This is a genomic window from Gammaproteobacteria bacterium, assembly GCA_040183005.1.
GTDB lineage: Bacteria > Pseudomonadota > Gammaproteobacteria.
In genome coordinates this window covers 864531-883985 of sequence record JAMPIW010000007.1, presented here as the reverse complement: position 1 = coordinate 883985, position 19455 = coordinate 864531, and the positions used below count along the sequence as shown (strand labels likewise).

The window sequence follows — 19455 nt, the reverse complement described above, 5'->3', positions numbered from 1 at the left end:
TAATCAGGAAAAATAGAAATGACAAAGATACTGGCTGTTGATGATTCCGCATCCATGCGTCAAATGGTGTCATTTACACTTAAAGGCGCAGGTTTTGAAGTTGTTGAAGCGGTTGATGGGCAAGATGCCTTAAAAAAAGCACAAACAGAAAAGGTTAATCTTGTTTTGACGGATGTGAATATGCCAAACATGGACGGAATAACCTTGATTCGACAACTAAGAGCCCTTCCAAACTACAAGTTCACTCCCATGCTGATGCTGACTACGGAGTCGGCTGATAATAAAAAGAATGAAGGCAAAGCGGCAGGGGCCACCGGCTGGTTGGTAAAGCCATTTAATCCAGAGCAGCTTATTGCCACTATCAAGAAAGTTTTGGGATAAAACAATGTCAATAGATATGTCTCAATTTCACCAGACGTTCTTTGAAGAAAGCTTCGAAGGGCTTGGGGTTATGGAGTCGGGGCTCCTTAATCTTGATGTTGGTATGGCGGATGTCGATGTGGTAAATGCCATATTCCGCGCGGCGCACTCAATAAAAGGAGGGGCGGCAACCTTTGGATTTTCCAGTGTGGCTGGTTTTACTCACGTGATGGAAACGTTGCTTGATGAAATGCGGGATCAACGAAGGAATGTAACGGAAGATGCCGTTAACCTGTTGTTGCTATCCGTAGATTGCCTGCGTGATCTGCTTGTATCGGCACGTGACGGATCTGCTGTGGATGCTCCCAGAGTGGTTGATATACAACAAAAACTAGAAAATCTTCTTTCCGATAAAAAAGAAGGGGGTTCATGTGATTATAAAGATATAAAAGTAGAAAAAACTCGCGGGAAAGGCTGGGATATAGAATTCATTCCGTATGTGAATATGCTAATAACAGGGAACGATCCTGTAAGGATGTTCGGAGAGTTAAGTTCTTTAGGTGAGATTTCAGTAAAAGTAGATTCGTCAAAGATGCCGGGATTCAGCGATATGAATCCTGAAGAATGCTATTTATCATGGAGAATATCGATAAACTCGGATGTTTCAAGTGAAAAAATATCTGAAGTGTTCGATTGGGTTGATGGCGAGTGCGATTTAAAAATAGAAAAAATACTGCACGAGTATGAAAAAGAATCAATAGCAAGAAATGATAATAATATTGGTCATGTTAATGATGAAAAAACAAAAGACGATAACCCTCATGATCTTCCATTAATTGAAGAAAAGAGACTTTCTCCCGAAAGGAGGGTATCTTCAGGTTCGGTGGAAAATAGCTCTATTAGAGTAAGTATAGATAAGGTTGACGATCTGATAAATATGGTCGGAGAGTTAGTCATCATTCAATCCATGCTGGCCCAGTTAGGAAAGGATTTTGATAACAGTCAGATCGCCATGTTGCGTGATGGGCTTTCACAGTTGGAGCGCAATACTAGGGAGCTTCAGGAAAGCGTCATGCGCATTCGGATGCTGCCTATTAGCTTCGCCTTCAATCGATTCCCGCGTATGGTGCATGATCTTAGCCAGAAGCTTGGAAAAGAAATTGAGTTAAAGATGTCTGGGGAAAGCACAGAGATGGACAAGACGGTTATGGAGAAGATAGGCGACCCCCTTGTACATTTGGTGCGCAACTCCATTGATCATGGTATTGAAATGCCTAACGATAGAAAGGCGGCCGGCAAGCCATCGGCTGGATTGCTCCATCTTAACGCCTATCATAAGGGTGGAAACATTATGATAGAAATAAGCGACGATGGGAGCGGCCTCAATAGGGAGAAAATTACGAAAAAGGCAAAAGATAGAGGCCTTATCAAGGAAGATGAATTACTGTCTGAAGAACAAATAAACGACTTAATATTCTTGCCAGGGTTCTCAACCGCAGAAATAGTCAGTGATGTGTCAGGGCGCGGCGTCGGAATGGATGTTGTGAAGAGGAATATTCACGACCTGGGTGGGAAGATAGAGGTTGTGTCGAAAGAGGGTAAGGGAACTTCATTCGTTATCAGGCTACCCCTGACCCTGGCGATTCTTGATGGACAATTGGTCAGTGCCGGGGATCAGATATACATCGTACCCCTTGTTTCGATCATTGAATCGTTACAGATAAGTGAAAAAAATATGAGTTTAATTGCAGGAAAGGCGGAAGTGTACAAAATCAGGGACGAATATATACCTATCATCAGGCTTTATGACGTATTCAATATCCCCTCAAAAAACACGAATCTGAATGGCGGTCTCTTGGTGGTTGTCGAAGGAGATGGAAAGAAAGCAGGGATTTTAGTTGATGACTTGCTGGATCAGCAGCAAGTCGTTATCAAGAGTCTGGAGACGAACTTTAAGCGTGTGGAAGGTGTTTCGGGGGCTACCATACTTGGAGATGGCACTGTGGCCCTGATTATGGATGTATCCAGTCTAATTCGACTGTCTCATCAGACAGGCTTGCCTATCTCAAAGACACCTACATTTATTGCCAATGGCAAGGCAGCATAAGGAGAACGCGCCATGAATAACAATCAACTTGAACAACATATATATACCAATGAGTCCCTAGTTTACTCAAACCAATATCTGACATTCATGCTGGCCGGAGAAGAGTATGGGGTAGATATTCTCAGGGTGCAGGAGATAAAAGGGTGGAATAAGGCTACGGTCATTCCAAACACTCCTGAATACATTAAGGGTGTGATCAATCTTAGAGGAACTATCGTTCCCATAGTTGATTTGAGAAGCCGATTTGGTCTGGAAGACGCCGAGTATGGGCCAACGACTGTGGTGATTGTTCTTAAGGTTGTCGGTGGTGATGGTAACAGGACGGTTGGGATTGTTGTGGATGCCGTTTCAGATGTTTATAACGTGTCGGCGGATGAAATAAAACAGCCACCTGATTTTGGCAGGGCGATGAGCGTCGACTTTATAAAAGGATTGGCGGCGGTATCAGAGAAAATGGTGATTATTCTTGATATAGATCACCTTCTTAACTCATCTGTCGCGCTCCCTCTCGATATACCAGTTAATTGATCTTAAGGATTAATTATGAACTCAATCGATAATTTCGAAAAATCTTTCGAAAATAGTGTTTCCGGAAAGGATGGAGATGACCCTGAAATAGGATCATTAGTATTCCATGAGAAATTGACGGAAGAGAGCTTTATTGAAGAAATATTTTCTAGCATGGCTTGGAATGGGTAATGAAACCCCTTTTGTAGCCATGTTTTAAACCATATATGTGAATTTATTAAATTCAGGATAATTAATATGAGAAAGAAGCTGACTTCAGAAGAGCCAGAAAAAGCCGGTTTTGATGTTTCTATCATTGAAAAGACGTTTAATAGGCTATCGCCAAAGGGAGATTATCTGGTCAAGAGGTTCTACGAAGAACTCTTTGAAAGATATCCTCAGGTAAAACCTCTGTTCGGAAAAATCTCGATACATGAACAGCAGAGGAAATTGCTAGCGGCACTTTCCCTTGTCGTAAAAAACATAAGAAATCCAGAGTCTCTCGGAGAAATTCTGTCCGGTCTGGGGAAGAAGCACCAGAAGTATGGGGCAAAGAAAGAGCATTATCAGGCCGTAGTCGAAACCTTGCTTGATGTCATGGCAGAGGTGGCGGGGGACGCATGGACGGATAAGGTTCATGCAGCCTGGTCCGGGGCGTTAAATACAGTTACATCCATTATGTTGAAGGCATATTCACAGGAGAACAAAGGCATGTCCACAAGAGGTCGTCAATCCACCAAGGATATCCATGATGCTGGCGTTGATCATGAGATGATGAAAATGAAGTCCGCTGTTTCTGGCGCCATGACGCCGATTATGATGATCGACAGGGATTTGGTCATTACCTACGCAAATGAAGCCACTATTAATATTTTAAGAAAAAATGAAGAAACATTGCGTAAATTGTATCCTGGATTCAAGGTCGACAATGTCGTCGGAACATGTATAGACATATTTCATAAGAACCCCTCTCATCAGAGGAAGATGTTAAGTGATCCGAACAATCTTCCCTACTCAACGGATATAAAGGTCGGCCCCTTGACATTCCGTATTAACGTGACGGCATTGCTGGATAATTCCAGGGAGTATATCGGAAACTGCCTGGAATGGTCAGACGTGACTGACCTGAGAAAGAATGAAAACGAGGTTGCCAGGCTCCAGTCGTCGGTAGGTGGCGCCATGACGCCAATCATGATGATTGACAGAGATCTGGTGATTACCTATGCGAATGAATCGACGGTGGATCTATTGTCGAAACACGAACAGACGCTAAGATCGCTTTATCCTGGATTCAGCGTAAATAATCTGATCGGAACGTGTATCGACATTTTCCATAAGAATCCCACTCACCAGAGGAGGATGTTGGGCGACCCGGGGAACCTTCCCTACTTCACCGATATCAAGGTCGGTCCGTTGACATTCCGGATCAATGTCACAGCCTTGATTAATAGCGCCGGAGAGTACACCGGGAATTGTCTGGAGTGGTCTGATGTAACCGATCTGAGGAAAAAGGAAGGTGAGGTTGTCAAGCTCCAGTCGGCGGTTGAACGTGCCATGACGCCGATCATGATGATTGACAGAGATCTGGTGATAACCTATGCGAATGAATCGACAGTAGCCCTGTTATCGAAACACGAGCAGACATTAAGATCGCTTTATCCTGGATTCAACGTAAGTAAGTTGGCCGGAACGTGTATCGACATTTTCCATAAAAATCCCGCTCATCAGAGAAAAGTATTAGGTGATCCAGCAAATCTTCCGTACTCGACCGATATTAAAGTAGGGCCTTTAGTGTTCAGGATCAATGTCACGGCCCTCTGTGATGTGCAAGGAGGCTACATCGGGAATTGTCTTGAATGGCATGATGTAACCGATCTTCGCCAAAAGGAAGAGAAAAATGCCGACTATGATGGCCAGATCGCGGCAATTAGCAAGGCACAGGCGATAATCGAATTCAATATGGACGGGACGATCATCTCGGCGAATGAGAATTTCCTTAATGCGCTGGGGTATACCTTGAAGGAAATACAGGGGCAGCACCACAGCATGTTTGTGGAGGCCGGGTATCGTCAGAGTCCTGAATACCGCGCCTTCTGGGAGAGGCTCAACCGTGGTGAATACGATGCCGGGCAGTACATGCGGATTGGCAAGGGTGGCAAGGAGGTCTGGATTCAGGCCAGTTATAACCCGATCTATGATCTCACTGGCAAGCCGTTCAAAGTGGTCAAATATGCCACGGATATCAGTCAACAGAAGGATGCCGAGCGCCAGATTCAAACACTTATAGACACGGCTCTGTTAGGTAAGCTTGACAATCGTATTGATGTATCCCGCTATGATGGATCCATACGGAAGATGGCTGACAGCATCAATCAGCTTATGGAGACCATTGTATCGCCTGTCCGCGAGAGCTCACGGGTAATAGGCTTGTTGGCCGAGGGTGATCTGACCCAGAAGATGGAGGGTGATTTCAAGGGTGAGTTTGCCGAGCTGAGCGACAGCATCAATACCTCGATTGATAATCTCTTCAAGATGGTTGGTGATATCCGTGAGGCGACTGTCAATATTTCCTCGGCGGCCACGGAAATTGCACAAGGCAACACGGATCTCAGTCAGCGTACCGAGGAGCAGGCCTCTTCGCTGGAAGAGACCGCCTCCAGCATGGAGGAGCTGACCAGTACCGTAAAACAAAATGCCGATAATGCCCGCCAGGCCAATCAGTTGGCGTCTAATGCGCGAGAGCAGGCCGAAAAGGGCGGCGAAGTGGTCGGTAGCGCGATTTCCGCCATGGGGGCCATCAATAGCAGCAGTAAGAAAATTTCCGACATCATCGGTGTCATCGACGAGATTGCCTTCCAGACCAATCTTCTGGCGTTGAATGCCGCAGTCGAAGCGGCGCGTGCCGGTGAGCAAGGCAGAGGGTTCGCGGTGGTGGCTGCCGAAGTCCGCAATCTGGCGCAGCGCAGTGCCACGGCTGCCAAGGAGATTAAGAGCCTGATCAAGGACAGTGTGGAGAAAGTCGATGAAGGGACTCGTCTGGTTGATGCGTCAGGCAAGACACTCAGCGAAATAGTCGGCTCCGTGAAAAAGGTCAGTGATATCATCGCGGAAATTGCAGCGGCCAGTCAGGAGCAGTCGGCTGGCATTGATCAGGTTAACAAGGCCGTCATGCAAATGGATGAGGTCACCCAGCAGAATGCCGCCCTGGTAGAGGAAGCAGCGGCGGCCAGTGAGGCGATGGATGAGCAGGCGAAGGGTCTGGGGCAATTAATGGAGTTTTTCAAAATTAGTGAAGAGGGACGGGAACCCTCGCAGATCGACAGACGTATCGCCAATTCCTCTCGCCAAAGTTCGGCAAGTGTGGGAAGAAGCATAAACGGCAAGACCGCATCGGCTGTACGCGGGAATGGCAGCAGCAATAAAGGCAGTCCTGGAAGACAGGGAATGGCGCCATCGTCGCGGGAGAGGTTTTCCGGAACCTCACGCAGCAGCGAGAAGGCCAGCCCATCACCAAAGTCCAGCAAGGACGATGGTGAGTGGGAAGAGTTTTAAGCAAGGAGATAAGGATAATGGAACAAGAGCGGGAATTTATATTCACCGACAAGGATTTCAATTGGCTCCGTGAGCTGGCCTACCAGCGGATGGGTATCACCTTGTCGGAATCCAAGAGGGAACTGGTATACAGCCGCTTGTCGAGGAGGTTAAGGAAAATCGGCCTGGATAGTTTTAAAGATTATTGCGTATTGCTGCAAGATGGCGATGAAGGGGAAATGATAAATTTCACTAACGCCATTACTACTAATCTTACGGCTTTTTTCAGGGAGATGCATCATTTTGATCATATGAAAACTATTGTGCTTCCTGAGCTGTTAAAAAAAAAGGCCATACCCGGCGGCTGCGTATATGGTCCGCCGGGTGTTCAACGGGAGAGGAACCTTATTCGATAGCGATGGTCGTCAAGGAAAGTGTGCCGCGGGACTGGGATGTCAAGATACTGGCTACCGACATTGATTCCAACGTGCTCGCTACGGCTCAGGAAGGCCTGTATAACGAAGATAGGGTCAAGGGAATGCAACAGCACTACTTAAAACGATGGTTTATGAAAGGAAAGGGGAGTAATGATGGAGTGGTTCGCGTTTCGTCTGAGTTGCGAGATATGATCACATTTCAGCAGTTAAATCTCATGGAAAAATGGCCAGTTCATGGGCCTCTGGACATCATTTTTTGCAGGAATGTCGTTATCTATTTTGATAAGGAGACGCAAAAGAAGATATTTAACCGCTTTGCCGACTTGATTGATATAACAGGGCATCTCTTTATAGGGCATTCCGAATCGTTGCATAGAGTGTCGGATCGCTTCGATTTGCTTGGAAAAACAATATACAAAAGAGTTAAATAGGGGCGGTATGAGAGTCCGGAAAGCTGAGAGTGTTGCGTATGAGTTCCCGGAGGTATTGCCCGGTTTTGAGCACATCAATCACTACTGGGACCCAACCCGGAATGCCTACGGGGCCAAGATTCTACCTGGTGAATATTATGTAACGGCGCGTAACGAAATGATCGCCACGGTGCTTGGGTCATGCATCTCAGCCTGCATCAGGGACACGGTCTTTGGTATAGGTGGAATGAATCATTTTATGTTGCCTGGCAATGTAAGTGGCGATGCAAATAGTTGGGGGAATAGCGTGGTAAGTGAGTCTGCGCGGTATGGAAACTACGCCATGGAGCATCTTGTAAATGCCATCCTTAAGCATGGGGGAAGCCGTAATAATCTGGAGGTAAAAATATTTGGCGGGGGGAGGATTCTGGCACATGCGACGGATGTGGGCCGGCGCAATATAGAGTTTGTGAAGAATTACATTCGTCTCGAAGAGTTGAGGCTTGCGGGGGAAGATACTGGCGACATTTTTCCACGAAAGGTGCTTTATTTTCCGATGACAGGAAAGGTTATGATCAAGAAGCTGCATGCGATACATAATAATACAATAGCCGAGCGTGAAAATGCCTATGTTGATAAATTGAAGATGGAGCCCGTGTCGGGAGAGGTCGATCTTTTCTGAATCATTTTCTGGAATAGGGCAATGAATGCAATGAGTAAAATACGCGTATTGGTTGTCGATGATTCGGCTCTGGTGCGGAAGATGTTGACGGAAATACTTAACTCTGACCGTGCCATAGAAGTGGTGGCTACGGCATCAGATCCATTTATCGCCAGGGAGAAGATAAAACAGCTTAATCCTGATGTTATAACGCTAGACGTTGAAATGCCGCGCATGGATGGACTTACATTTCTTGGTAATCTGATGCGGCTGCATCCCATGCCTGTCGTTATGGTGTCGTCCCTGACGGAAAAAGGGGCGGATATAACTCTGCAGGCGCTTGAGCTGGGTGCCGTCGACTTTGTGTCCAAGCCAAAGACGGATCTTGCCTATTCCCTTGCCGATTATACGGAAGAGATAATCGCTAAAGTTAAAATGGCCGCGGCCGTGAAGGTAAGGACGCTGGAGAAAAGTTCTGCCAAACCTGCCCCTGTACAGCCAAAATACAGTGCAGATGCGATATTGTCCGGGCAGCATCCTAATAAACACTTTAAAACCACCGAGTGCATCATCGCGATTGGCGCCTCCACGGGTGGAACGGAGGCGATTAAAGAGGTATTGATTCGTATGCCCGCCGATTCGCCCGGCACAGTCATTACCCAGCATATCCCCGAGGCATTCAGTGCGCCCTTTGCCAAACGCATGGACAGTGTTTCGGCAATGACGGTGTGCGAGGCGCAGGATGGACAGATTGTTCTCCCAGGCCACGCCTATATTGCCCCCGGTAATCGCCACCTGCTTGTGATGCGTGATGGCGCCCGTTACGTGTGCCGACTAAACGATGGTCCTCCCGTTAATCGCCATCGGCCCTCTGTCGATGTGATGTTCCGTTCCGTGGCGCAGAATGTCGGCCCCAATGCTGTGGGAGTGATACTTACAGGTATGGGCGATGACGGAGCGTGCGGGCTCAAGGAGATGCACGATGCCGGATCTCCTACTATAGCTCAGGATGAAAAGACCAGCGTGGTGTGGGGTATGCCCGGGGAGGCTGTAAAAATGGGAGGGGTGGATAGTATATTGCCCCTTGAGAAAATTGCCGCAAAGATTTTCTCATTAGTTAAGTAAGTTTAATAGGGGCCGTAGGGGATGGCGATTAATTTCATAAAAATGTACTGGCCGGCCATTCTTGTCAGCGTAGTATCCCTGGGGGGGCAGTTTCTGTCCTCTAATGTCTGGCTGTCGTTATTTTTGATACTAGCAACTTCTTTGACCTGGGCTTGGACTTCTTTTGCCATATTTTCCAGCAAGAGTAACATTAATGGAAATGGCAATGAAAATGACATTTATTCCATCGATCAAGAGATGCGTCACTTGTTGGGAGAGATGAATCTACTAATTCATGATGAAGTTGCGAGTATACGAAGCGACCTTGATAAATCACGGGAGCTGGTGCGCGATGCGGTTGTTCAGTTGAGCGATAGCTTTAATGGATTGAATAACGAAACGCAGGCGCAGGAGGGCATGGTGCGCGTTTTGATTGACAATGCCTCTGGAATGTCAGGTGATGGGGAAAATAAGAACGTAAACATCAAGGACTTTATTGGCGAAGCGGGTTCTGTTTTGCAGTATCTTATCGACATTCTTGTGGATACAGGCAAGCAAAGCGTAAAGACTGTCTATAAAATTGACGATATAGTACAGGAGATGGATGGGATATTTTCGTTGTTGTCGGATGTTAAAATGATCGCCGACCAAACCAATTTGCTGGCTCTTAATGCAGCGATTGAAGCGGCCAGGGCAGGTGAGGCAGGCCGCGGATTTGCCGTCGTGGCGTCGGAAGTACGCAAGCTTTCTCAGCATTCCACCCGATTTAACGACCAGATACGGTTTCAAGCGCAAAAAATGAAGTCAACCATTGGCGATGCGCGTGATATTGTTGCTGAAGTGGCTAAAAGAGATATGAACATTGCCATTTCGGCCAAAGGGCGGGTCAATGACATGCTTTGTGAAATTGGTGAAATGGATTTGATCGTGTCGCAAAAGCTGGGTGATATTGGAGGCGTTGCCAAGAAAATCAATGAGGATGTCAATATGGCGGTAAGGGCATTGCAGTTTGAGGACATCGCCGGACAATTGATGGGTTATATCATGGCTCGGCTTGATAATGTTGAAAGCTTCATAAGTGACGCTGAAAAAAGAACTTTAGCAACAAAAGCAGAGACGGCAATGGAGTATATTCTCTTTATGAGAGGAATGAGATCTGAAATCTCTAATATGCGAAAGGAGTGGGATAAACAAATACATAATCCCGTAGCCCAGAGTTCCATGAATTCTGGTGACATTGAGCTTTTCTAGATTTAAGTAATGAAGCAGTATTTATTTTATGATAATGGAGATGTGACATGGCATTGACAGCGCAAAAATCAGCGGATGGCGATACTGTTACGATGAGTGTTGTCGGACGGTTTGACTTTAATATTCACAGCGATTTTCGTCAGGCCTATGAGAAAGCGGGAGATGGTATAAAAAAATATGTAATCGATATGAAGGGAACTGAGTATATGGATAGTTCGGCTCTTGGGATGCTATTGTTGTTGCGTGATCATGCGGGTGGGGAGGCATCCGATATAAGGATAATTAACAGCAGCAAGGAAATCAAAAAAATCCTTGAAATAGCCAATTTCAATAAACTGTTTAATATTGATTGATTTAGCACGGAAGTGCATGGGCCGAGGCCTTTAATTTATGCTGTCTTTCAACAATGGTAAGGATGTTGTGGCTGGCTTTTCGCTGAATATTTTGATTGTTGATGATGAGCTCAGCAATCTTTTATTGCTTAAAGCGATTTTATCAAGTGCTGGTCATCACGCCATTATGGCCAGGGATGGTGGTGAGGCGGTAGCTGCTTTTGAGCGGGAGCAGCCTGACATGGTATTGATGGATGTCATGATGCCAGGCATGGATGGGTATGAGGCGACGCGGCAGATCAAGAAGCGTGCTGGAGAACGTTTTGTTCCCGTGATATTTCTGACGGCCCTGGACGATGAGCGGGCGCTTGCCAAGTGTGTGGAGTGCGGGGGGGACGACTTCCTCACGAAACCCTATAGCCGCGTAATCCTTCAGGCAAAAATTGATGCTTTGGCCCGCGCCAGTAAACTGCATTCCACTGTGAAGCTGCAACGGGATGAGTTGGTTTACCACCAAGACAGGATACTGAAGGAACAGGAGGTCGCTCAGAAGGTATTTTCCAATATTATGCACTCCAGCAGCCTCAGTGAGCCTTGCATAAAATATCTGCTGTCACCGATGGCGTTGTTCAATGGCGATTTGTTGCTTGCCGCGCGCAAGCCCTCGGGCGGGATGCGGGTGATGCTGGGGGATTTTACTGGTCATGGATTGTCCGCTGCAATAGGCGCCATACCTGTCGCCGATATTTTTTATCGTATGACTGCCAAGGGTTTCTCCATCGGGGAGATTGTCACCGAGATCAACCGTAAGTTGAGGATGATCCTTCCTCCGGGCCTGTTTTGCGCGGCATGCCTTCTTGATCTGGACCCTGGTGAACATCAAATCTCTGCCTGGAATGGTGGCGTTCCTGACGTTTTGGTGCTTGGCGACGGCAGGGGCATTCATCAGCGCTTTATATCAAGACACCTGCCTTTGGGCGTGGTGGGGGACGACAAGTTTGACACTGCCCTGGAATACAGCGAGTTTAGCAATGGAGACTCCATTTATTTGTATACGGACGGGGTGATTGAGGCATGGAATCCACGTGGAGAGATGTTCGGGCAAGCCCGTCTTGAGCAATTCCTGCTGAGTAACGAGGGCGCCGAAAACCGGTTTAATGGAATTCGCAACGGGTTGCTGAACTTTATCGGAGATCAGAGTCATTCCGATGATATCACCTTGATTGAGCTTACCTGTGACGGACTGGCTGCGCATCATTTTGATGTTGCTGAACAGGGGAGGGTGATGCAGTCATCTGTTTCCGCCATGGAATGGCAAATAACGCTGGAATTCGGGCCGGATATCCTGCGCAATTTCGACCCGCTGCCATTGTTGATTCATATGTTAATGGAGATCCAGGGGCTGCGTGGACACCGCGAACATTTGTACACAATAATCGCGGAACTTTTTTCAAACTCGCTGGATCACGGACTGCTGGGCCTGGATTCTGCTCTTAAGGCAACCCCGCATGGCTTTGCGGAATATTATCAATTACGGGCGAGAGGGCTTGCGGCGTTGCAACAGGGCCGGATCAGGATTGATCTTGCCCATGCCCCATACGATACGGGCGGCAAGTTGGTCATAAGGGTTGAAGACAGCGGCCCTGGTTTCGACCACCAGAAGAAGTCATTTGTTCTGAATGAAGGCACCATTGCCAGTGGGCGTGGTATTGGATTGGTGCGGGATCTGTGTGACAGCATTCAATTTTCCGGGAGTGGCAATATTGCCGAGGCGGTCTATTTCTGGAGGTATTGAGGCGAGGCATATATATTGCATCAAGCTGCGGGGTGACGCTATTTTGACGTTGTTGGTCATGGCGTCAAAAAAAACCGCATGCCAATGCACACAAGGAGAAAGTCATGTCTTCTGTTTTGCCCGCCGATATCGAGAATGCAGCCATAGTACCCGCGCCCGTAGCAGAAGCGGGCGATTTGCTAGTCAATTATCTGGCGCAAATTGGCGTTGAATATGTCTTCGGCGTGCCGGGCGGGGCCATCGAGCCTTTATATAATGCCTTGGCGCGCAGCGCACGGCGTGGCGGGCCGCACCCTATTGTGGCGCGTCATGAAACCGGCGCTGCCTTCATGGCGGAAGGTTATGCACGTGAAACGGGCAGGCTGGGCGTGTGCTGCGCCACTACAGGGCCAGGCGCCACCAACCTGATCACCGGCGTCGCCTCCGCCTATCAGGAAAACATTCCCCTGCTGGTGATCACCGCGCAAGCACCTATCACCACCTTCGGCAGGGGGCCTATCCAGGATTCATCGTGCAGTGGCGTCAATACCGTGGCGATGTTCCAGCATTGCACGCGCTATTCATCCCTGGTGTCCCACGTCGCGCAACTGGAGGTCAAGCTCGTCGATGCCATCGTTACGGCTTGCCGCACCTCGCATGGCCCAGCCCACCTGAGCATTCCCCTTGATATATTGCGTACCCCGCTGCCGAGCGCTGCGCCCGCTTATTCGCTGCAAGAACTGTTGCACCCGGCGAACATGATGGATCGCACCGCCTTCGAAAAGCTGTGTGTCGCCATCGATGAGGCCAGGCGTATCGTGCTGGTGGTGGGAGAGGGGTGCCGCGAGGCGGTCGGCGATATTCTTGAATTTGCCCTGCTGAAGGACGCCTGCATAGTCGCCATGCCCCAAGGAAAGGGGCTCGTCAATCCTTATCATCCCAACTTCAGGGGTGTGTTCGGTTTTGCCGGCCATGCCAGCGCCGTAGAGGCATTGCAAGACCCGCGCGTGGACCTGGTGCTGGCGATAGGCACGAATCTGGATGAATTTTCCACCAATGGCTGGGATGGGAATACGTTACTGAATGATAGGCTGATTCATATCGATTCCTTGGAACGAAACTTTACCCGTTCACCAATGGCGCGTACACATGTGGCTGGTAGGATACGCACGGTGTTCGAGGCATTGCTCGAGCGTTACCGCAGCGCGCCGCCGATGGCGTCCCTTACGCCAACCCTCTCCCCGCCAGGCGAGGAGAGAGGGAGGCTGGATACGCCTGCACAGGATGCCGTGCCGATGGAAAGGCGCGGCATGGAAAGAATGGGTAATCTTGCGGCGCCGCCAATGCTGTGTCTAGTGGCAGAGCGCGGGCCGGACAGTCTGCAGGTGGACGGAGCACGCCTGCCCGCGCGTCATTTCGCGCTGCAAGACGAGAAAAAATACCTGGACGATGCCACGCCCATCAAGCCCCAGCGGTTGATGTATGATCTCGCCCGCCTATTTCCGCCCGACACCCGTTTCGTCGTAGATACCGGAAACAGCTATATTTGGGCCATTCATTATTTGCATCCCTTCGATCGCCGCATCACCGGACAGCGCCCGTCCGGTGGGGGGGCGTTTAGGGTCAATATGGGTTTTTCTTCGATGGGCTGGGCCATTGGCGCCGCGGTCGGCACGGCGCTGGGAGACAAACGCCGCACCGTGGTGTGCATCACCGGTGATGGCAGCTTTTTGATGAGCGGCCAGGAAATCACCGTGGCCGTTGCCGAAAAATTGCCGGTGATTTTTGTGGTTCTCAACGACGCGGCGTTGGGTACTGCCAAGCATGGTCAACGTTTGGCGGGCGCGGAGCAGGTGGGCATTGAATTGCCCAGGGTCGATTTCGCCGCCATGGCGCGCGCGATGGGCGCCGACGCCTATTCGATTCATTCGCCCCGCGACATGGAGGCGCTGGACATCGCCGCCATGTGCGAACGCCACAGGCCAACCCTGTTGGACGTGTATATCGACCCGAAAGAAGTCCCGCCGATGGGGATGCGGATGAAGTCGCTGGGGATGGCGTAGGATGTGTCATACGCACCGGTATTGCGTGGCGTGGGTAACTTGTGTGGTACGTATGACGCACCCTACGGTATGCCGATGATTTTTGTAGGGTGCGTCATACGCACCATAAAACACACGGGATCGAATGCCGGACTATCGCAGAGCTAATGTGACAGGCGGTACCTATTTTTTCACTGTCACTACCCACCGGCGGCAGCCGCTATTGACGCAGGACGATGTGCGGCATGCATTGCGGGAAGGTATCCGCAAGACGAAAGAGCGGTTCCCGTTCAAGATTGATGCCTGGGTGCTGTTGCCAGACCATTTGCATTGTATATGGACGCTGCCGGAAGGGGATGCCGATTTTTCCGCGCGCTGGGGAGTGATTAAACGTTATGTGAGCCAGCAATGTGCGGCGCGATACTGTCACCCTCAAAGATTAAGCGCCTCGCGATCCAAGCGCAAGGAAGCGGGCCTCTGGCAGCGGCGTTTTTGGGAACACCAGATCCGGGATGAAGAGGATTACCAGCGGCATGTTGATTATATCCATTGGAACCCGGTCAAGCACGGTCATGTGCAGCATGTGAAAGATTGGCCATATTCGACCTTTCACCGCTTTGTGAAGGAGGGTCATCATCCGCTCGACTGGGGCGGTAGCGAGGCCCAGTTGCACATGAACGGTTCATTTGGCGAATGAAAGTGTAGGGTGCGTCTTACGCACCGAGCAATGGTGCGCGCGGCGCACCCTATGGTGATGCGTTGTTCGATACGGTCGTAGGGGGCGTCCCACGCACCAAGATGTACGATTGGCGTCTACCGGGCACTGGTGCGCGCGGCGCACCCTACATTACGCAGGGTGTATGCCGCGCATCAATACAGACAAGGGAAAGATGGGGGAAACGATGGCCGACAAAAAAACCGAAACCATTCGCAGCAAAATCTGGGAAGAAATCCCCGAAGAAGATAACCCCTTCGCCGCCAAGGCCTGCTATTGCAGCGGTTACGATGTCTATGGCGACATCCTGCCCAAGGCAAGTTGGAGTGAATATCTTTATCTGTTGTTCAAGCGGGAGCGTCCTGCTCCCGCACAAGCAAAATTATTGGAAAAGCTTGCCATCGCACTGGCCAATCCCGGCCCGCGCGATCATAGCATCCATGCCGCGATGTGCGGCGGGGTGGGGGGCTCTACCTATGCCGCCTGCCTGATGGCGGCGCTGGGGGTGGGTGCAGGGCAATTGGGCGGGGCGCATGAAGTGGCGATCGCCATGGACTGCTGGATGACGTGCGGGCAGGACTTGGGCGCGTGGCGTGAACGGTTGAGCAATCCCCCCCAGGAAGAGCGCGCCGACATCTGGCTGCCGATGGAACACCCACCGGGGTTCGACCCGCATGGGGCGAGTTGTGCCACGCCGGTGCGCCAGACGCTGGAGTATCTGGAGCAGTGCTGTCCTAATGGCGCACTCGCATGGCTGGCGCAAAATCGCACAGAGCTGGAACAGGCAGTGGAATGTCCGCTGGCAATGACGGGCGTAGCCGCAGCTGCGCTCACCGATCTTGGATTTGCTCCCCGCGAGGGTGAAATGCTTTATCTGCTGCTGCGCCTGCCGGGGGCGGCGGTGCATGCCCTGGAACAGGAGAAATACGGCTGGCGCAATTTTCCGTTTTTTCACGACGGTATTGAATTGCTCGATGATCCGGGGACGAGGGTTGCGCCGGCGTGACAAAAACAGTGGTGCGCGCGGCGCACCCTACGGTGTGGGTCGTCATGCGAGCCACAACAAGCGGGTGTAGGGTGCGTCATACGCACCACAACAAGCATGACGGGGTTGTGCCGCATGTGACCGGGTGATGGTGCGCACAGCGCACCCTACGTGCGGGTCATGCGCACCACAACAAGTGGGCGTAGGGTGCGTCTCACGCACCAAGGCAAGCAAAGGTAAGATGGCGGGGGTAATGATGACTGGAGCACACACAATGCGCGGGCCTGAAAAACTGCTGGAATGTGAAGACCGCTGGGTGACGCGGATGGGTAAGTGGTTTTCCGGTGAGCGGGTGGTTTACCGTGGCCAGGATCTGCATGTGGACCTGGCGGATATGGACTGGATGGCGTTATATCTCTTCGGCATCACCGGGCGGCGTTTCGACGAGAAACAACTGAAGATGCTCAACGCGATCTGGACCAATACCAGTTATCCCGATCCACGTATTTGGAATAACCGGGTTGTGGCGCTGGCCGGCACGGCACGCAGTACGGCGACACTGGCCTTGGGTGCGGCAGTTGCTGTGTCCGAGGCGAGTATTTATGGTCATCGCCCTGCTATTCAAGCCATTGATTTTTTCTGCAGGACGAAAAAAGCCCTGGATGAGGGAAAGATTCTGAGCGATTTTGTGAAGCAGGAAGTAGAAAAATTCGGCCGAATTTATGGTTATGGTAGGCCCATCGCTAGAACAGACGAACGCATCCCACACATGCTGCGGCTGGCTAAGGAACTTGGTTTTGATAAAGGTTTTTGTGTGCGATTGGCTTTCGATGTGGAACAGCTGCTGCTCGAAAGAGGACCACGGTTGCAAATGAATATCGCTGCGCTAGGGGCAGCGCTGGCCGCCGATATGGGTTTCACATCCAGGGACTATTATCTTTTTTTGGCTTTGTACTTTTTTGCTGGAATGCCACCTTGTTTTAAGGATGCTAGCGAGCAGGCGGAAGGCGCGTTTTTCCCGTTGCGGTGTGGACGTGTCATATACGAGGGTGTGGCGCGGCGGGAATGGGGGTGATCAGAATGAATTGGCGGGTAACGATTGCAGTGGGTGGGCTGTGCGCGGTACTGGCGGTGGCCAGTAGTGGTGTCTCCGCGGCGCCGACGGACGAAGAGGATCTGGCGCGTGTCTATGGCGGCGAGGAAATGATTGCGCTGGCTACGGGCACCCGCCAGTCGCTGAGCCGGGCGCCTTCCATCGCCACGGTGATTACCGCTGCCGACATCCGGTCGATGGGCGCAGTCGATCTGGATCAGGTGTTGGCGGCGGTGCCCGGGCTGCATGTATCCTATTCCCCGCTAGGATATAACTCGATTTATGTGATGCGCGGCATCGTCTCGGATACCAACCCACAAGTATTGGTGCTGATCAATGGCATCCCAGTGACGAACCTGTTCGCCGGTGACCGTGGACAGGGTTGGGGCGGCATGGCGATAAACGGCATCGCGCGCATCGAGGTGATCCGCGGGCCGGGTTCGGCACTGTACGGCGCGGATGCCTTTGCCGGCACCATCAACATCGTTACCAAGACGGCGGAGGATATCCGCGGCACCGAGGCCGGCGCACGCGCCGGTTCCTTCAACACCCGTGAGGCATGGCTGCAGCACGGTGGGCGCTGGGGCGGGTTCGATGCGGCGGTGTCGCTGGAATGGCGCGCCACTGACGGCCAGAAGCGCACCATCGATGCCGACGCGCAGAGTTTTTACGACACACAGTTCGGCACGCGCGCCTCGCTCGCGCCCGGCCCGGTGAATACCCGGCGCGATGCCGTGGAGGCGCGGCTGGACCTTGCGCGCAACGACTGGCGGCTGCGCCTGGGTTATCAGGGACGGCGTGACATCGGTACCGGGGGAGGTTATGGACAAGCGCTAGACCCAGTGGGACGGGGTGCCAGCGACCGCATCAATGCCGATGTGACGTATGACAAACAGGGCTTCAGCGACAACTGGGATGTCACCGCGCAACTGAGCTATTTCGATGTCAGTACCAGATATGATCTGACGCTGTTCCCGCCTGGCGCCTTCAATTACGGAGGCATTAATCGCTTTCCCGACGGCATGGCCGGCAACCCCGATGTCTACGAGCGCCACGCCCGGTTGTCCGCCGCGGGTGTTTACACCGGCATCGCCCGCCACCGCATCCGCCTTGGGACGGGCTTCAATAACGGCGAGTTGTACAAGGTGGGCGAATCGAAGAATTACGACGCCGGTTTCAATCCGATTGGGCCGGTCATCGATGTCAGCAACGATCCCAGCCTGGTGTTCATCCGCCCGCACAACCGGCAAGTGGTGTATGCCCTGGCGCAGGACGAGTGGTCTTTCACGCCGGACTGGAGCCTCACCGCCGGGCTGCGCTACGACCATTACTCCGATTTCGGCTCCACCACCAACCCGCGCCTGGCGCTGGTGTGGCAGACCCGTTACAACCTGACCACGAAACTGCTTTATGGCCGCGCGTTCCGCGCCCCGGCCTTTGCCGAACTCTATAACATCAACAATCCCGTGGCGCTGGGTAATTCCAGCCTCAAGCCGGAGACCATCGACACGGTGGAGCTGGCCTTCGATTATCAGCCCACGAGCGATGTCACCACGCGCTTCAATATGTTTCGTTACGAGATGAAGGACATTATCCGCTTCGTCGGCAATCCGCCACCCAGTGGAAGCAAGACTGCGCAAAACAGCGGTGGGCAAGACGGCCACGGGCTGGAGTGGGAGTTGCGCTGGGCCGCAGGCCGCAGCGTGGACGTGAAGGCCAATTATGCCTGGCAGCGTTCCACGGACAACCTCACGGATCGGGTTGTTCCCGGCGCGCCGGGCCAGCAGATCTATGCCCAAGCGGACTGGCGATTTCTGCCGGACTGGCACATAAACACGCAGGTCAAACGCATCATGGATCGTGCGCGCGCGGCAGGCGATAGCCGTGCCTCCGTGCCCGATTACACCTTGGTAAACATGACGCTGCGGCGCAAGCAGGTCATACGAAACTGGGATGTGGCGCTGCTCGCGTACAATTTGCTGAACGCCGATGCGCGCGAGCCCAGCTCTGCGCCGGGGTTCATACGCTACGATCTGCCCCTGCCGGGGCGGACTGTCTATCTCGAGGTACGTTATAGCATGTGAATAGGGCGCACTTTTGTTGGTACGGTCATTGCCTTTGAATCGTAAGAATGTGAGTCCTTTCC

15 protein-coding genes and 1 pseudogene are annotated in these 19455 nt (G+C 51.4%); all 16 read left to right on the top strand.

Annotated features, from left to right (window positions below; genetic code table 11):
- Positions 1 to 18 precede the first annotated feature (18 nt).
- Positions 19 to 381, top strand: a complete 363-nt coding sequence (locus tag M3A44_10055) for a response regulator (GenBank protein MEQ6341970.1) — start codon at positions 19 to 21, stop codon at positions 379 to 381.
- 4 nt (positions 382 to 385) lie between these two features.
- On the top strand, positions 386 to 2467 hold the full coding sequence (locus tag M3A44_10050) for a chemotaxis protein CheA (protein ID MEQ6341969.1): 2082 nt from the start codon (positions 386 to 388) through the stop codon (positions 2465 to 2467).
- A 12-nt stretch (positions 2468 to 2479) separates the two neighbouring features.
- On the top strand, positions 2480 to 2995 hold the full coding sequence (locus tag M3A44_10045) for a chemotaxis protein CheW (protein ID MEQ6341968.1): 516 nt from the start codon (positions 2480 to 2482) through the stop codon (positions 2993 to 2995).
- Positions 2996 to 3010: 15 nt separating this feature from the next.
- Positions 3011 to 3166 carry a hypothetical protein gene (locus M3A44_10040; protein MEQ6341967.1) on the top strand — a complete coding sequence of 52 codons (156 nt, stop codon included), beginning with the start codon at positions 3011 to 3013 and terminating at the stop codon, positions 3164 to 3166.
- A 66-nt stretch (positions 3167 to 3232) separates the two neighbouring features.
- Positions 3233 to 6526: a methyl-accepting chemotaxis protein gene (locus M3A44_10035; GenBank protein ID MEQ6341966.1), complete on the top strand. Its 3294-nt coding sequence runs from the start codon at positions 3233 to 3235 to the stop codon at positions 6524 to 6526.
- Between the two features lie 17 nt (positions 6527 to 6543).
- A pseudogene (locus tag M3A44_10030) lies at positions 6544 to 7373 on the top strand (protein-glutamate O-methyltransferase CheR).
- A gap of 7 nt (positions 7374 to 7380) precedes the next feature.
- Complete coding sequence (cheD, locus tag M3A44_10025; protein MEQ6341965.1) at positions 7381 to 8034, top strand: chemoreceptor glutamine deamidase CheD; 654 nt, start codon at positions 7381 to 7383, stop codon at positions 8032 to 8034.
- Positions 8035 to 8064: 30 nt separating this feature from the next.
- Positions 8065 to 9138: a chemotaxis response regulator protein-glutamate methylesterase gene (locus M3A44_10020; protein ID MEQ6341964.1), complete on the top strand. Its 1074-nt coding sequence runs from the start codon at positions 8065 to 8067 to the stop codon at positions 9136 to 9138.
- A 21-nt stretch (positions 9139 to 9159) separates the two neighbouring features.
- Positions 9160 to 10368: a methyl-accepting chemotaxis protein gene (locus M3A44_10015; GenBank protein ID MEQ6341963.1), complete on the top strand. Its 1209-nt coding sequence runs from the start codon at positions 9160 to 9162 to the stop codon at positions 10366 to 10368.
- Between the two features lie 47 nt (positions 10369 to 10415).
- Positions 10416 to 10721 carry an STAS domain-containing protein gene (locus tag M3A44_10010; protein ID MEQ6341962.1) on the top strand — a complete coding sequence of 102 codons (306 nt, stop codon included), beginning with the start codon at positions 10416 to 10418 and terminating at the stop codon, positions 10719 to 10721.
- Positions 10722 to 10758: 37 nt separating this feature from the next.
- On the top strand, positions 10759 to 12495 hold the full coding sequence (locus M3A44_10005) for a SpoIIE family protein phosphatase (GenBank protein MEQ6341961.1): 1737 nt from the start codon (positions 10759 to 10761) through the stop codon (positions 12493 to 12495).
- A 104-nt stretch (positions 12496 to 12599) separates the two neighbouring features.
- A complete protein-coding gene (locus M3A44_10000; GenBank protein MEQ6341960.1) occupies positions 12600 to 14537 on the top strand; it encodes a thiamine pyrophosphate-binding protein in 1938 nt (645 codons plus the stop codon).
- Between the two features lie 124 nt (positions 14538 to 14661).
- Complete coding sequence (locus M3A44_09995; GenBank protein ID MEQ6341959.1) at positions 14662 to 15213, top strand: transposase; 552 nt, start codon at positions 14662 to 14664, stop codon at positions 15211 to 15213.
- Positions 15214 to 15418: 205 nt separating this feature from the next.
- Entirely contained in the window at positions 15419 to 16237 is an 819-nt protein-coding gene (locus M3A44_09990) for a citryl-CoA lyase (protein MEQ6341958.1), read from the top strand.
- Between the two features lie 253 nt (positions 16238 to 16490).
- Positions 16491 to 17291 (top strand): hypothetical protein, encoded by an 801-nt coding sequence (locus tag M3A44_09985; GenBank protein ID MEQ6341957.1) that lies wholly within the window; start codon positions 16491 to 16493, stop codon positions 17289 to 17291.
- A gap of 5 nt (positions 17292 to 17296) precedes the next feature.
- A complete protein-coding gene (locus tag M3A44_09980) occupies positions 17297 to 19393 on the top strand; it encodes a TonB-dependent receptor (protein MEQ6341956.1) in 2097 nt (698 codons plus the stop codon).
- The last annotated feature ends 62 nt before the right edge of the window (positions 19394 to 19455 follow it).

What these genes read in the sequence shown, in the direction of transcription:
- M3A44_10055 (MEQ6341970.1), top strand. Translation starts at nt 19, where the DNA reads ATGACAAAGATACTGGCTGTTGATGATTCCGCATCCATGCGTCAAATG.
- M3A44_10045 (MEQ6341968.1), top strand. Translation starts at nt 2,480, where the DNA reads ATGAATAACAATCAACTTGAACAACATATATATACCAATGAGTCCCTA.
- M3A44_10040 (MEQ6341967.1), top strand. Translation starts at nt 3,011, where the DNA reads ATGAACTCAATCGATAATTTCGAAAAATCTTTCGAAAATAGTGTTTCC.
- M3A44_09990 (MEQ6341958.1), top strand. Translation starts at nt 15,419, where the DNA reads ATGGCCGACAAAAAAACCGAAACCATTCGCAGCAAAATCTGGGAAGAA.
- M3A44_09995 (MEQ6341959.1), top strand. Translation starts at nt 14,662, where the DNA reads ATGCCGGACTATCGCAGAGCTAATGTGACAGGCGGTACCTATTTTTTC.
- cheD (MEQ6341965.1), top strand. Translation starts at nt 7,381, where the DNA reads ATGAGAGTCCGGAAAGCTGAGAGTGTTGCGTATGAGTTCCCGGAGGTA.
- M3A44_10035 (MEQ6341966.1), top strand. Translation starts at nt 3,233, where the DNA reads ATGAGAAAGAAGCTGACTTCAGAAGAGCCAGAAAAAGCCGGTTTTGAT.
- M3A44_09985 (MEQ6341957.1), top strand. Translation starts at nt 16,491, where the DNA reads ATGCGCGGGCCTGAAAAACTGCTGGAATGTGAAGACCGCTGGGTGACG.
- M3A44_10000 (MEQ6341960.1), top strand. Translation starts at nt 12,600, where the DNA reads ATGTCTTCTGTTTTGCCCGCCGATATCGAGAATGCAGCCATAGTACCC.
- M3A44_10020 (MEQ6341964.1), top strand. Translation starts at nt 8,065, where the DNA reads ATGAGTAAAATACGCGTATTGGTTGTCGATGATTCGGCTCTGGTGCGG.
- M3A44_10005 (MEQ6341961.1), top strand. Translation starts at nt 10,759, where the DNA reads ATGCTGTCTTTCAACAATGGTAAGGATGTTGTGGCTGGCTTTTCGCTG.
- M3A44_09980 (MEQ6341956.1), top strand. Translation starts at nt 17,297, where the DNA reads ATGAATTGGCGGGTAACGATTGCAGTGGGTGGGCTGTGCGCGGTACTG.
- M3A44_10010 (MEQ6341962.1), top strand. Translation starts at nt 10,416, where the DNA reads ATGGCATTGACAGCGCAAAAATCAGCGGATGGCGATACTGTTACGATG.
- M3A44_10050 (MEQ6341969.1), top strand. Translation starts at nt 386, where the DNA reads ATGTCAATAGATATGTCTCAATTTCACCAGACGTTCTTTGAAGAAAGC.
- M3A44_10015 (MEQ6341963.1), top strand. Translation starts at nt 9,160, where the DNA reads ATGGCGATTAATTTCATAAAAATGTACTGGCCGGCCATTCTTGTCAGC.